At 41.8% G+C, this 13,649-nt stretch carries 10 protein-coding genes; 4 read left to right on the forward strand and 6 right to left on the reverse strand.

What is annotated here, in order from left to right; translation table 11 throughout:
- Positions 1–418 precede the first annotated feature (418 nt).
- Entirely contained in the window at positions 419–850 is a 432-nt protein-coding gene (locus J2X69_RS06275) for a hypothetical protein (RefSeq protein ID WP_310100222.1), read from the reverse strand.
- A gap of 229 nt (positions 851–1,079) precedes the next feature.
- Complete coding sequence (locus tag J2X69_RS06280) at positions 1,080–2,519, reverse strand: OmpA family protein (RefSeq protein ID WP_310100225.1); 1,440 nt, start codon at positions 2,517–2,519, stop codon at positions 1,080–1,082.
- A gap of 287 nt (positions 2,520–2,806) precedes the next feature.
- Here J2X69_RS06280 and J2X69_RS06285 point away from each other — a divergent pair, with 287 nt between their 5' ends.
- The 4 genes from J2X69_RS06285 (at position 2,807) to J2X69_RS06300 (ending at position 9,158) form a co-directional block, all read left to right on the forward strand.
- Positions 2,807–3,196, forward strand: coding sequence for a hypothetical protein (locus tag J2X69_RS06285; RefSeq protein ID WP_310100228.1), 390 nt, complete (start codon positions 2,807–2,809; stop codon positions 3,194–3,196).
- 244 nt (positions 3,197–3,440) lie between these two features.
- Positions 3,441–4,529 (forward strand): efflux RND transporter periplasmic adaptor subunit, encoded by a 1,089-nt coding sequence (locus J2X69_RS06290; RefSeq protein WP_310100231.1) that lies wholly within the window; start codon positions 3,441–3,443, stop codon positions 4,527–4,529.
- A gap of 29 nt (positions 4,530–4,558) precedes the next feature.
- The gene (locus J2X69_RS06295; RefSeq protein WP_310100234.1) at positions 4,559–7,726 is read left to right on the forward strand and encodes an efflux RND transporter permease subunit; all 3,168 of its coding nucleotides are present in this window, start codon (positions 4,559–4,561) and stop codon (positions 7,724–7,726) included.
- Complete coding sequence (locus tag J2X69_RS06300; protein WP_310100238.1) at positions 7,719–9,158, forward strand: efflux transporter outer membrane subunit; 1,440 nt, start codon at positions 7,719–7,721, stop codon at positions 9,156–9,158. Before J2X69_RS06295 ends, J2X69_RS06300 begins: the two co-directional genes overlap by 8 nt.
- 94 nt (positions 9,159–9,252) lie before the next feature.
- On the opposite strand, the gene J2X69_RS06305 is transcribed toward J2X69_RS06300, so the two are convergent.
- The 4 genes from J2X69_RS06305 to J2X69_RS06320 all read right to left on the reverse strand — a co-directional run bounded on the left by J2X69_RS06305 (position 9,253) and on the right by J2X69_RS06320 (position 13,490).
- Positions 9,253–9,777, reverse strand: coding sequence for a hypothetical protein (locus tag J2X69_RS06305; RefSeq protein ID WP_310100240.1), 525 nt, complete (start codon positions 9,775–9,777; stop codon positions 9,253–9,255).
- Between the two features lie 177 nt (positions 9,778–9,954).
- Complete coding sequence (locus J2X69_RS06310; RefSeq protein WP_310100243.1) at positions 9,955–11,067, reverse strand: Fic/DOC family N-terminal domain-containing protein; 1,113 nt, start codon at positions 11,065–11,067, stop codon at positions 9,955–9,957.
- Between the two features lie 240 nt (positions 11,068–11,307).
- Positions 11,308–12,003 (reverse strand): ABC transporter ATP-binding protein, encoded by a 696-nt coding sequence (locus tag J2X69_RS06315; RefSeq protein ID WP_310100244.1) that lies wholly within the window; start codon positions 12,001–12,003, stop codon positions 11,308–11,310.
- Positions 12,000–13,490 carry a DUF5687 family protein gene (locus tag J2X69_RS06320; protein ID WP_310100248.1) on the reverse strand — a complete coding sequence of 497 codons (1,491 nt, stop codon included), beginning with the start codon at positions 13,488–13,490 and terminating at the stop codon, positions 12,000–12,002. The genes J2X69_RS06315 and J2X69_RS06320 overlap by 4 nt, the downstream gene beginning before the upstream one ends.
- Positions 13,491–13,649 lie beyond the last annotated feature (159 nt).

Below are 13,649 nucleotides of genomic sequence, written 5' to 3' on the forward strand. Positions count from 1 at the left end.
GCAATTCTATTGCAGCCATTAATTGCCTCAAAATAAGATCATTTATTCTGTATTTATCTGTCCAGTTTAAATCAGTCATTTAGTTCTGCAACTTTGTTAGGTATTCTTGGTACAACTCCCATCCGGACATAAGGTAAAGGATCCTGCTCTTTCCGTTTGCACTGAATTCTGCTCGGTTTCTCTCGTTGAATTACTAGAATTGTCACTAAAAACAGCTGCCCCAATAAGTAGCAGGAATGAAATCGTAATGTTGACCGTCATTGAGATTGAAAGTTTAGTTAGAATTGCAAAGAATCCATAAGTTAAACGCCTCGCTATAAAAATTAGCTCTTCTTTTGATCTAACTAAAGATAAAAGCACCAAGATTGCTCCTGATGCTTTTCAAACCTATGGTCAGAGGTTCTTATCCCTGCTGAGACTACCTTTTCACCAACACCACTATACCGAATTCTTCTTCGTCAAAAGTAAGTCTGACTGAGCTATTGCTGATTTTTTCCAGCGTGGCATTTCCCAACTCACTTTCCATTCTATTCCCTGTAATCAGGTAATTTATATCCACTCCCAACCCATCATTCAGCACTGCTGCACAATAAGTGCTATTTCCATCACTTGCAGTCACACGGGGATTGACATTAAGTACTCCACCAGCCATAAAATTGTAGGAAGTTTCGCGGTTGCAATCATCAATAATTTCAGGCTCACCAGACAAAGTGAAAGTCTCGGAGATGGTCCATTCTCCCATCATAAACCGGGAGTAATCAGTGGCAGGCTCCTCTTTTTCTTTGCAATAAGACAGAATCAGAAGAGTTGACAAACTTAACAGTGCGACTACTATTTTTTTATTTTTCATATGTTTATAATTGATTTTTTAAGGGTCATAACCTGTCCCGTGACGAAGGAAACAGGATGGAATCTTTGACGATTAATCCGCCAGCTGGCGGAGCCCTGTGTGTTTAATGATGATTTTAATCGTGTCGATTTCATAGGTCTTAAAGTTATTTTGTAAAAATCACATAAGATTAAAAGGCCAACATGCTCAATTTGAACAGCGCCGGTAATTAATTTGAAAGTAGATGGAATCAGTTGAGGATAAATTCTACCCTTCTATTATTTGCCTTGCCCGTCGGTGTGTTGTTCTCAGCTATAGGATCCGAAGCTCCTTTTCCTGAAGTTTCCATTGTATTGCTTACACCAAATTCATTTTGCAAAGCCATCTTTACCGCAGCCGCACGTTCCTCGGAAAGACGCTGGTTGAGTTCAGCTGAGCCATCGCTATCAGTATGCCCGATGATTGATACAAACTTACCAGACTCGGACTTCAAAGCATCTGCGATTTCTTTAAGAATGGCATAGGACTCAGGTTTGATCTCTGCTGATCCGGAGTTGAACGTGATTGCAGAGGTGCTGTACGTCCCGCTCGCCAGAAGTTTATTTCGGGTATCCGGTTGACCTACGGCATACCTGATATTGCTGAGGTAATAATTGTCTCCATCCGTAGCGTTGTTGACAAAAAATCTAGCACTGGTTAACTTGACGTCTTTCTGAAAAGCAGCTGTCAGATCCAATACTTTTTCCTCATTGGCAAAGACCTGAACGCGTCTACGCATCCGGGAAATAGAAATATGAATAGGCTCGTTGGCGCCTTCGGCGTTTATAAGATGCTTAGCATTGAAATCATTCCTGAAATTCAATCCCTTCTCTGTGTGAACTGCTTTTCTGGCAATAATATAAGGGCCGCCATCATGACTATTTCCTGAAAACTGGATCCCCAAATAGTTGTCAGATAATTTCTGGAGGTTAAAGTAATCTCCGCCTCCATCCCAGTCCATATTTCCTTCAGGGTTGGATATGTCTGTAAACACCAGCATCAAACTCCTGCTCATACTAAAAGCGCCAAAAGCAAAGTCATACATCAGGTCAAACTCCACCGTAAAGTTTTCGGGAAAATCGCTGAGGTATTCGGGTATGAAGTTTCCTTTGGTCTTGTTGAACCATACCCAGTTGCCATCAATGCCGTCAAAATTGACGATTTCGGCCGTTCCGGTAGTGATCCATGAGGCAGGAAGGTCTCCTACCTTGTCCTGCATAAAATCATCGTAGGCAATGATGTCTTCCCCCTGAACAAAGGAAAATTTGGTGTATTTGGAAAGGCTTGGGGAGCCTTGTGAAAGCATCTCCGAATCCATAGTCCCCTGGCTTTGTTCATCCGCCCAATCTTCCGAACCATACTCACCGCTCATACCCTGTCCGTCGCCAGACCTCATCCCGTTAGACTGGTTATCGCCCTTATCTTTATTCTTTTTACCCTTTTTAGTAAAAATCCCTTTTACACCATTGACAATACCGTCCCCCACAGATTCAATGGTTTCGTCCACTGTCCGTTCAGCTTTATTTGAGGATGATTCCTTGGCGCGTTCTACCACTCTCTCCTTTATCTGCGCATGTGTCGGAGAAAGAAATCCCCCCATAAGCATGACAGCAACTGTCCATACTATCTTTTTTATCCTTAATCTGTACATAGCATATTATAGTCTTGTTAAACTTGATTCTGCTACTTAGTCTTAGGTGGGTAAAAAAGGTAAACAAATAAATTACCTAGTCTGTGGGGAGACAAGCCGATACACCAACCTTTTATAATGGTGTTCAACTGTTTGAAAACAGTCTTACCTCAGAATAACAGGTAGCTAGACTAGTCAATCCAAATTGACAACCCCATAAGAGGAGGATTTGTAGTTCATCCCAATTTCACAAAAATTAATACGCTTCCCTTGTCTATCAAATATAGATTGTATTATTTCGCACTCTAATGACGCAATTGGTAACCAGACTTTTACTAGCACTATCTATCCTCTTCTCAAGTGGATATAGTCAAGTATATGCTCTGGACGATGCCTCATCGGCAGATTCCGGTTTTTTCAGCTCAGACAGCCATCAAGAATCCACAATCAAAAAAGGTTCTACCGGTCATAAATCCGAGAATGAGAACTTAAACATCTTCGAAATCGAGGAAAAGGATGATTCCCTTGTCTCTTTTAAGAAATTCGTAGAATACAGCAATTATTTTACTGCTATTTTTTGTACCCTTTTATTGGGTTATCTAGTTCATATTGCAAATATCCGCTTGCTTTACCGTGAGCGCTTTTCAACTATTTCGCCAAATCGATTACATCTTGTAATTCAGGTTTTCCGGATATAATACCGTCTATAATAGGCTATTCTTTTTGCCTATTCCCACTGTTTACTTACTGCTCTTAACGACATAGCGAATAGCTATTAGAGCTTCCGTGTATCTGTTATACACGCCCAAAATCACCCGAAAAGCACTATTCGTTTCTAAAAAATCAACCTATGAAATCGAGCATGACTCAAAAGTCACAAACTGGGATGATTATCCCATATGCGAGATTCCATATGGCCATTGAAAAACAAATTACAATCATATGAAAAATCAAATTTTCATGCTCTTGAGCCTATGCGGCACTTTGTGGATTGCAAGCTGTAGCTCACACGGAGAAGAGCATAAGGAAAGTGAAACCAAATTTCCGGTCACTAGCCCTTTACTCATGGATACTTTAATCACCAAAGAGTATGTCTCCCAAATCCATTCTATCCAACATATTGAGCTTCGTGCACAAGAAAGAGGCTACCTACAGAAGATCTATGTAGATGAAGGTCAACTCGTGAAAAAAGGACAGCTTTTATTCAAAATCATGCCTAAACTCTATGAAGCGGAGCAGCAAAGTGCGGCAGCAGAAGTGGATTTCGCAGAGATCGAGTATCAAAACACCAAAACACTGGCCGATAGAAATATCGTCGCACAAAATGAATTGGCCATGGCAAAAGCAAAATTGGCAAAAGCAAAAGCGGAGCTCGCTCTTGCAGAAGTACACTTACAATTCACGGAAATCAGAGCCCCTTTTGATGGAATTATCGGCCGCTTCCGGGTTCGTGAAGGAAGTTTACTGGATGAAGGAGAGCTTCTTTCTGAATTCTCAGACAACAGTAAGATGTGGGTCTATTACAATGTTCCGGAAGCAGAATACTTAGAATACCAAGCAGAAGTGAAGAGCGAGGATAATGTCATTGTCCAGCTCCTAATGGCAAACAATAAGTACTTCACCTATCCGGGAATAGTGGAAACAATTGAAGCAGATTTCAATAACGAGACCGGTAATATTGCCTTCAGAGCCACATTCCCAAATCCGGATGGTCTATTGAGACATGGAGAAACAGGCAATATAGAAATGAGCATTGCGCTCACGGACGCATTGCTTATCCCACAAAAAGCAACTTTTGAGGTACTGGATAAGAAATATGTGTATGTCATCGATGATGAAAATAAAATCCGCTCCAGAGAGATAACTATCGCCGCCGAACTTCCGCACATTTATGCTATTTCGGGTGGGTTGGAAAAGACTGACAAGATCCTTCTGGAAGGTCTTCGGCTGGTAAGGGAAAATGATGAAATCCATTACGATTTCGTGCAGCCACACACAGCATTGTCCCAATTAGGCTTGTATGCAGAATAGTCTATTCTCTCCTAAAAACCAGAAGTAAAATGTTTACTACATTCATAAAAAGACCAGTCCTCGCGATTGTGATTTCATTCATTATCGTATTTGTAGGTTCGCTGGCCATCAAGCAACTGCCAATTTCGCAGTTCCCCCAGATTGCACCTACGACGGTGAGTATTTTCATAGCCTATCCGGGATCAAGTGCAGATGTACTTGTGAAATCCACGCTTATTACACTGGAGAACTCTATCAACGGAGTGGAAGGCATGCGTTACATGGCCACGGATGCTACCAGTGCAGGAGAAGCCACGCTGAACATCATCTTCGAACCCGGTACCGACCCCAATCAGGCTGTCATACGGGTCAAGACCAGGGTGGATCAGGTAATGCCTCTCCTACCCGAACTCGTACAGAGAGAAGGTGTGGTAATCACGCCTATACAGCCAAGTATGCTGATGTATGTCAACCTGTATTCCACGAGCGAAAATATGGATGAAAAATTCCTGTATAACTACGCCAACGTGAATATGATCCCTGAAATCAACAGGATCAAAGGAGTGGCAAGATCCCAGATATTAGGTAGCAGAACCTATGCGATGCGTGTATGGCTAAATCCTGACCGTATGCGTGCCTACAACATCTCTGTGGAAGAAGTCATGGAAGCAATGCAAGAGCAAAGTATAATAGGACGTCCCGGCAGAATAGGACAAAGTTCAGGTATTGAAGCTCAATCTCTGGAATACGTATTGACTTACAAAGGTTGGTTTAGCAAACCCGAAGAATATGACAATATCATTATCCGGGCAAATGCGGAAGGCGAGAGCATCAAACTGAAAGATATTGCCAAAACCGAATTGGGAAGTGAGTTCTTTGATATTTACTCCAACTTGGATGGTCACCCGTCGGCAGCAATTGTATTGAAGCAAAACTATGGTAGCAATGCAAGTGATGTAATCGAAGAAGTAAAAGCGGAACTGGAAATAATGAAGGCTTCCTTTCCTCCCGGAATGGATTACAAAATCAGTTATGACGTATCCCGGTTCTTGGATGCGTCCACCGAGCAGGTGATCCATACACTTCGGGATGCCTTTATCTTGGTAGCCTTGGTTGTATTTGTCTTTTTGGGAGATTGGCGATCTACGTTGATCCCTATCATAGCAGTCCCCGTATCGCTGATAGGAGCTTTTTTTGTTCTTCAGATGTTCGGGCTCTCGATCAATATCATTACGCTATTTGCTTTGGTACTTGCCATCGGTATTGTGGTAGATGATGCGATTGTGGTGGTGGAAGCCGTACATGCCAAGATGGAGGAGTTCCCTCATTTGACACCCTATCAGGCTGTAAAACGAGTGCTCGGTGAAATCAGTGGGGCGATCATCGCCATCACTGCGGTCATGGTATCGGTATTCTTGCCCATCTCATTTATGAGTGGACCTGTAGGCACATTCTATCGCCAGTTTTCTATCACCATGGCCAGCTCTATTGTGATTTCCGCCATCATTGCGTTGACGCTGACACCTGTGCTGTGTGCTATGCTGTTGAAAAACAATCATGGGAAAGAGAAGAAGAGAAATCTACTGACCAAAGCACTGGATAGTTTCAACAGTGGCTTTGATAAATTGACCGGTAAATATGTAAGCTTGCTAAGATCCATGGTAAGCAGAAGGTGGCTTACATTCGGAATTCTCTTACTCTTCGGTGTAGGAATTGTCTTCGAAAATCAAATTTTGCCTTCAGGATTTATCCCAAGTGAGGACCAGGGTACCATCTACGCCATAATCCAAACGCCTCCCGGTGCCACACTGGAAAGAACCAATCAAGTCTCACAGAAGCTACAGAAAATCTGTGAGGAGATAGACGGTGTGGAATCCGTTTCTTCTCTGGCGGGCTATGAAATCATGACTGAAGGACGTGGATCCAATGCAGGTACTTGTTTGATCAACCTAAAACCATGGAGCGAACGAAAGCACAGCGTGAAAGAAATCATGGAAGAACTGGAAGAAGAATCCAAAGGTCTAGGTGCGGTGATAGAATTCTTCGAACCACCGGCAATTCCGGGATTTGGTTCCTCAGGTGGCTTCTCTATGCGTCTTTTAGACCAGACCACTACTACTGATTATCAAGAGTTTGACAAGATCAACAAGCAATTCATGGATGACTTGGGCAAGCGAAAAGAAATCACAGGCTTGTTTACCTTCTTTGCAGCAAACTATCCCCAATACGAATTGGAAATAGATAACGACAAGGCAATGCAGAAGGGTGTATCCATAGGAAAAGCGATGGAAAACCTGAACATCCTTATCGGTAGTACTTATGAGCAGGGATTTATCCGGTTTGGCAGATTCTTCAAAGTATATGTACAGTCAGATCCTGCATTTAGGAGACTTCCTTCCGATGTCTTGAATCTATTTGTCAAAAATGAAGCTGGAGAAATGGTTCCCTACTCAGCATTCATGACCATGAAGAAAACTCAGGGACCGAATGAAGTCACCCGATTCAACATGTACAATTCCTCATCCATCCGTGGACTTCCGGCGCCGGGATTTACGACTGCAGACGCAATTCAAGCAATCAAAGAAGTATCTGCCCAGACACTGCCTAAAGGCTACGACATTGCCTGGGAAGGACTTTCATATGATGAATCCAACAGAGGAAACGAAGCTCTTTATGTATTCCTGATCGTATTGGTATTCGTGTATTTTGTATTGGCAGCACAGTATGAAAGCTTCATCATTCCGCTCGCAGTTGTGTTTTCGCTGCCTGCAGGAGTATTCGGCTCTTTCTTATTACTGAAACTGATGGGGCTGGACAATGATATTTATGCGCAGATTGGACTCATTATGCTAGTCGGTTTATTGGGTAAAAATGCCGTACTGATCGTGGAATTTGCCGTTCAGAAACGTCAGGAAGGATTGAGCATTTTTGAGGCAGCCATAGAAGGCGCCAAGGTACGTTTTCGCCCGATCTTGATGACATCATTTGCCTTTATCGCAGGTTTGATTCCATTGATTTTGGCATCAGGAGCGGGAGCTATCGGTAACCATACCATCGGCGCCTCTGCACTTGGAGGCATGCTATTCGGTACCGTTTTCGGGGTGATCATTGTTCCGGGCCTATACTTCATATTTGGAAGTTTGGCGGATGGTCGACATCTGATCATGAATGAAGATGAAAGTCCATTATCCGAACCAAAACACCACTCACATGCTTAAGAAAACAATACATATATGTCTTGTATCAGTGACAATAGCTTTAGCCGTGACTGGCTGCAAAACTCCTGAGTTACTACAGAAAGACATAAATAGCGAGGTACCCGAAGGCTATACCGACAGCGCTCAGGACACAGCAAATACTGCATCAGAAGTGAAATGGCAAGATTACTTTGCAGATCCCTACCTGAAGGCACTGATTGACACTGCACTGAGTAATAATCAGGAACTGAATATCACCTTGCAGGAAATTCAGATCGCACAGAATGAGGTTAGAGTTCGCAAAGGAGAGATTCTACCTTCAGTGAATATCGGGGCAGCGGCAGGAGTGGATAAGCTCGGCAGGTATACCAGCCAAGGTGCAAATGATGCCAATACCGACATCAAGCCGGGTAAAGAAATGCCTGATCCACTTCAAGACTATATGCTTGGAGCTTATGCCACTTGGGAAGTCGATATTTGGCACAAGCTCAGAAATGCCAAAAAGGCTGCAATGAGCCGGTATTTGGCCAGTGTGGAAGGCAAAAACTTTATGGTGACCAACCTGGTCTCCGAGATCGCCAACTCATATTATGAATTGCTGGCCCTGGACAATGAGCTGGCTATTGTAAAGCAGAATATTGAGATTCAAACTAATGCGCTGGAGATTGTAAAATATCAGAAAGATGCAGCCCGGGTGACAGAGCTGGCTGTGCGTAGATTTCAGGCACAGGTGCTCAATACCCAGAGTTTACAATATGGTATTCAACAAGATATCATAGAGGTCGAGAATCGAATCAACTTTCTGGTGGGAAGATTTCCACAGCGGGTAGAGAGAAACTCAGCTGCATTTGGAGATTTGATCCCAGAAACAATCCAGACCGGAATTCCTTCCCAATTATTGGCAAACCGTCCTGATATCCGACAGGCTGAACTCGAATTGGCAGCTTCAAAAATTGACATCTCGGTGGCAAAAGCTGACTTCTATCCTTCTTTGGCCATCACTGCCGGTCTTGGGTTTAATGCCTTCAACCCAAGCTACATTTTCACGGCCCCTGAGTCTCTGATCTATTCTGTCGCCGGTGAACTGGCAGCTCCCATGATCAATAGAAATGCTATCAAAGCAAAGTATCTGACTGCAAATGCCAAGCAGATTCAGGCTATCTACAACTATGAACAAACCATTTTGAACGCTTATATAGAAGTTGCAAACCAGCTTTCCAATATCCGGAATCTGGATCAAGCCTATAATCTAAAGTCGCAGGAAGTTCAGGCACTTACCCAGTCAGTTGATATTTCCAATGAACTATTCAAATCAGCGCGAGCGGATTATATGGAAGTGCTGCTGACACAAAGGGATGCGCTGGAATCCAAATTCGAATTGATCGAGACTAAGATGAAGCAGATGAATGCCAAAGTGAATATATACCAAGCCCTAGGCGGCGGATGGAAATAAATTGGTTGATTAAAGGTTGAACCTCTATCCATTCAATGGTATGGATAGGAATGTGAAAAGTCCCTCCGAGCGTTTGGAGGGACTTTTTGAAGTATTAATTACGAGTGTAAGTGGCTGTACCTTCTCTTTTACTCACTATAGTAGATCCTGGATAATCTACAGTCGATTCTTCAAGAAATTTCAATACCAATGAATTGGCATTCAATTTGGCGATGGTAATTTCTTGTGATGGCTGACTTGAGTTATCTACAATTAGTTTATCACCACTGATTTCCCAAGTACCATCTTGAAAAAGGTTGTCTAACTTAATTTCCTCTTCGAACGATTCACCATCTACCTCTGCCGTCAGTAAAATAACATAACTCCCTTTTCCAGAGTAAGTATTAGGAGATTCGCTAAAAATCACCTGGGCGTCGCTTTCAGTAGCCACACCCCTGTTGAAAGTTTCAAAAACCTCCTCTCCATATGTCATTTTTGTACTAATTGAATATTCGTAGGATTCCATATCCCATCCTCCGACTATCAACGCTGAATCGACAGGTGATTCGTTTTCACTAGAGCCACATGAGAAGCCAAGACTTATTGCAGCTAATAAAATAAGGTTTTTGGAAAGTTTCATTTGATAGTTTAAAGATGTGAATTAGATATAAAGTTGTGAATATAAATATTTTATTGAACTAACATATAATTAATAATACGGTCAGCGTCTAGCCAATATAGATTTTATTACTATAAAGACATTATCATCTGGTTATTAAAACTTTACATACACAGATAAAAAAAACAAAACCCTATTTCAATCTGCCAAAATCCTAACAAGTTCTTCATTCACATAATACACTTCTTTCCCATCTCTTTTGGGGAAAAGAATTTTTGCCTCCGCTAGCTCAGAAAAATACTTCGTCAACGTCGTTCTTGAACTCACTCCCATCAATACCCCTAGCGTTTTGGATTTGAGATACGGCTGGGAAAAAACCAGTTCATTGACCTCTTTCGAATACCATTTGATTTTTGACTTCCCATACTCAAGTGTGGCATTCATTTGGACGATAATTTGACGGATCAAATCCTCTGTGAGAATAGAAGTTTTCTCCACCGCTTCCAGCATAAATAAGATCCAAGTCTTCCAGTCAGCCCGCTGTGTAACTCCACCTAGATGGTAATAATAGTCTTCTTTATGCACGATGATGTATTTTGACAGATAGAGCACAGGAAGATCGAGAAGTCTTTTATTGACCAAATAAAGCTGATTCAAAATTCTACCCGTTCGCCCATTTCCATCTGCAAATGGGTGAATCGCTTCAAATTGATAGTGGGAAATGCACATTTTCAGCAGCGGATCCGTCGGAAAGTCATTGTCATTCCAGAGGTATTCCGTCCAATTATCCATCAAGTCCTGAAGCAACTTCTCTCCCCTGGGTGGAGTGTAAACGGTCTCCCCTGATCGAAACTCACTATTGCCCCGCTTGATAATCGTCTGTGTGGCAGGAGATCTAAAACCAGCATTCGTGTTTTTCACTTCTCTGAACACCCCCAAGATCACGTCTTGATTAATGCTAGACTTGTCTTTCATGGTTGCATATCCTTCCCAGAGCGCTTCCCTATACCGCAGCACTTCCTTGGTCGCCGAATCTGCTCTTTCCTCTTGGATCAAGTCTGAAACTGCTTTGTACAATTCATCTTCTGTCGTAAAAATATTCTCAATAGCAGTAGAACTCTTGGCCTCCTGAAGAGCGATGGTATTCACCAACATCGTTGGATTTGGCAAGCGAAGTACGCTGGCATTCACAGAAGCTAGTGCTCTCGATGCAGTTACCAGTTTTTTTAGAATCGTAATATCTTCTTCCACTTCCTTGGATGGAGGAAGTAAAGGCAAGCCATTAAAGGGAATATTCCGATCGTAAGGCATAGAATACATTTTTTATCGTGTCCAAATTTACTGATTAAATGAACATGAAAAAATAAATATGTCCATTTTTATATAAAAAAATGAACACACACTAATTATACGTCCATTTGGTGGACACATATCGACTATATGTTCAGATTTTAACAAAATATGGACATGTATGCAAAACCTGTCCAGAAAAATCACTTATTCTACATCATGTTTATTTTAAGCTAAGTAAATGAACATGATTTCCACAGCTCAGCCTGTAAAATAAGCATCCAGCTCGGTCAGCATCGCGGATTTATCTCTCAGGTCATTGATGATCTTGCCTTTTTCAAGTAAGACAATACGATCACAGATATCCGTCACATGGTTCAAATCATGGCTGGATATCAAGAAGGTAACCTGGGAATTCTCCTTTTCCTGAAGAATCAATTTCTTCAGTCGGATCTGAGAGCTTGGATCCAAATTTTCAAATGGCTCATCCAAAAACACCACCTCCGGACTCCCCATCAAAGCAGCTGCAATTCCCACTTTCTTCAAATTTCCCTTTGACAGATCACGGATGTATTTCTTTTTTCCCACTATTTCATCGTTAAACAGCTCTGTGAACTTGCTCAGATGAAGCTGCAAATCAGCCTCTGATAAACCATAGATTTTTCGCAATGTCTGGAAATACTCATCTGCGGTCAAATAAGACAATAGCATGTGCTCATCCAGATACGCTCCGGTAGTGGCCTTCCAGTCTTCTGATTTGCTTACATCCCTGGAATCAATCTCTACCTTTCCTTGTGAGGCTCTCACAAGATCGAGCATAATTCTAAACAAGGTAGTCTTGCCTGCGCCATTATTTCCCACCAATCCAAAGCACTCGGATTTGGGAATGGTTAGATTGGCCACATCGAGAACCACAGCTTCTTTATATTGTTTTTTGAGATCGGTAACTTGGATCATAACTCTTGACGGAATGAAGATGAAATTTCGTATCGGTTTTTCAAAACCCGATTTACATTAATAGTTGAAAGTTTGTTGAAGAATAAAATCCCCACCACGCCTATAGTACCCAGGGCCAACAAACCGACATAGGAATTGAAAAGCAGTGCAAAAGGAACATATATCACGTATGGAGCCACCATCATAGGGATAATCATCAAAAACTGAGCTGCTCCCACCCCTTCGTAATTGAACATCGCCCCTTTATTCAGATCCATTGGTTTGGGTTTCCAAATAGCCAAGTAGATAATCAAATGGATCAAAACACCGGCATTGAAGAGGAAAGTGGCCAAGTGGATCAACAGGAATTTCCAACCAAAATAGACATAGGGAATTGACAGCAAAAAGCATAATAAGGAGATTGACAGCAGCAGTAGGTATTTTCCTCTTACTAGATTTTTGATACCATCCTTTCGATTAAGAAAAAAATCGAAGTATCCCGAATTCCAGCTTAGGAAAAGCTGTCCGTACTGAATCATAAATATACCCGTGATAAAAACTCCTACGAAAATAAAGATGAAATTAAACCCGTCTCCGGCATCATTGTATTGAGGATTATTATAGAAAATCATCCCGTACAGCAAGAAGAATGCGCTTAGCATTAGGAATGTTCTACTTTTTTTGTGACGGATAATCAGCTTCCACTCCAAGTCTGCAAGCTCTCCGGCCATTCCAAATCTGGAAAAGAATCCTACAGATTGATTTACAAATCGAACTTCCTCTTCCTTGGCAAGATCTTCCAGATAAGCATTGTTCAAATAGTAGGAAAACGCAAGATAGTAGCCTACCATACACACCATCAGCAGCAAAGCCATCGGTAGAAAACTGCCCATAGCATAGGTGAAAAATGGAGCAACCACTTCACCCAAATTAAACCAGCCCATGTAAGTAGACCCTCCACCAAACAGAAGAACTATAAATACGATCAACACCCCTAACAGACTATCCTCAAAACGCTGCTTGAACCAAAGCATAAACCAGTGCAAAGTCCAACTGATAAACACCACTACCCCCAGCCAAGATATTGCTCCAGAAGCACCGTAGCCAATAGAGATTTCAGTGAACGCAAAAGGTGTGAAGAGCACTAAAGCAATTATACTTAATGGGGAGAAAAACGACCTTCCCAGAAACATATGCATGATTTTTTTCTTAGAGATGGGAAGGTGCAAAAGACTTTCCAATTCAATTACAGGCAGTTGCTGTAAGAAATATCGATACATAAACTCTACTAAAAAGAAGAAAATCAACCCTGAGTTCAGCACCTGAATGGGATCTTGCCCCTCGGCAAGTTCTGCCAAAATCCTGCTCAGAAAAATCCCCGCCATCAAAAGGTATCCCAAAAGCATAATTGCCAGAAAACCAAGAAAAATAGCTACCATCAGGCTCTTGGCAAATGCCGTGGATCGGAAACTCTTTAGGAATTCCAGACGGATCAGTTCAAATAACATAAAATCTTAAATAATTAAAAGTCTAAATTTCAACCCAAAATATAGGAAAAAGATGCTTCAATCTTAGTGTATGGATTTAATAAAAGAAGTATAAACCTAAATTTTGGAAATAAGACTTCGACTTCGCTCAGTCTGACAAACCTCGCCTAGCGCAAGTCT

Origin of the sequence: Algoriphagus sp. 4150 (assembly GCF_031457395.1) — a bacterium.
Taxonomy (GTDB): domain Bacteria; phylum Bacteroidota; class Bacteroidia; order Cytophagales; family Cyclobacteriaceae; genus Algoriphagus.

What these genes read in the sequence shown, in the direction of transcription:
- J2X69_RS06275 (WP_310100222.1), bottom strand. Translation starts at nt 850, where the DNA reads ATGAAAAATAAAAAAATAGTAGTCGCACTGTTAAGTTTGTCAACTCTT.
- J2X69_RS06280 (WP_310100225.1), bottom strand. Translation starts at nt 2,519, where the DNA reads ATGTACAGATTAAGGATAAAAAAGATAGTATGGACAGTTGCTGTCATG.
- J2X69_RS06285 (WP_310100228.1), top strand. Translation starts at nt 2,807, where the DNA reads ATGACGCAATTGGTAACCAGACTTTTACTAGCACTATCTATCCTCTTC.
- J2X69_RS06290 (WP_310100231.1), top strand. Translation starts at nt 3,441, where the DNA reads ATGAAAAATCAAATTTTCATGCTCTTGAGCCTATGCGGCACTTTGTGG.
- J2X69_RS06295 (WP_310100234.1), top strand. Translation starts at nt 4,559, where the DNA reads ATGTTTACTACATTCATAAAAAGACCAGTCCTCGCGATTGTGATTTCA.
- J2X69_RS06300 (WP_310100238.1), top strand. Translation starts at nt 7,719, where the DNA reads ATGCTTAAGAAAACAATACATATATGTCTTGTATCAGTGACAATAGCT.
- J2X69_RS06305 (WP_310100240.1), bottom strand. Translation starts at nt 9,777, where the DNA reads ATGAAACTTTCCAAAAACCTTATTTTATTAGCTGCAATAAGTCTTGGC.
- J2X69_RS06310 (WP_310100243.1), bottom strand. Translation starts at nt 11,067, where the DNA reads ATGCCTTACGATCGGAATATTCCCTTTAATGGCTTGCCTTTACTTCCT.
- J2X69_RS06315 (WP_310100244.1), bottom strand. Translation starts at nt 12,003, where the DNA reads ATGATCCAAGTTACCGATCTCAAAAAACAATATAAAGAAGCTGTGGTT.
- J2X69_RS06320 (WP_310100248.1), bottom strand. Translation starts at nt 13,490, where the DNA reads ATGTTATTTGAACTGATCCGTCTGGAATTCCTAAAGAGTTTCCGATCC.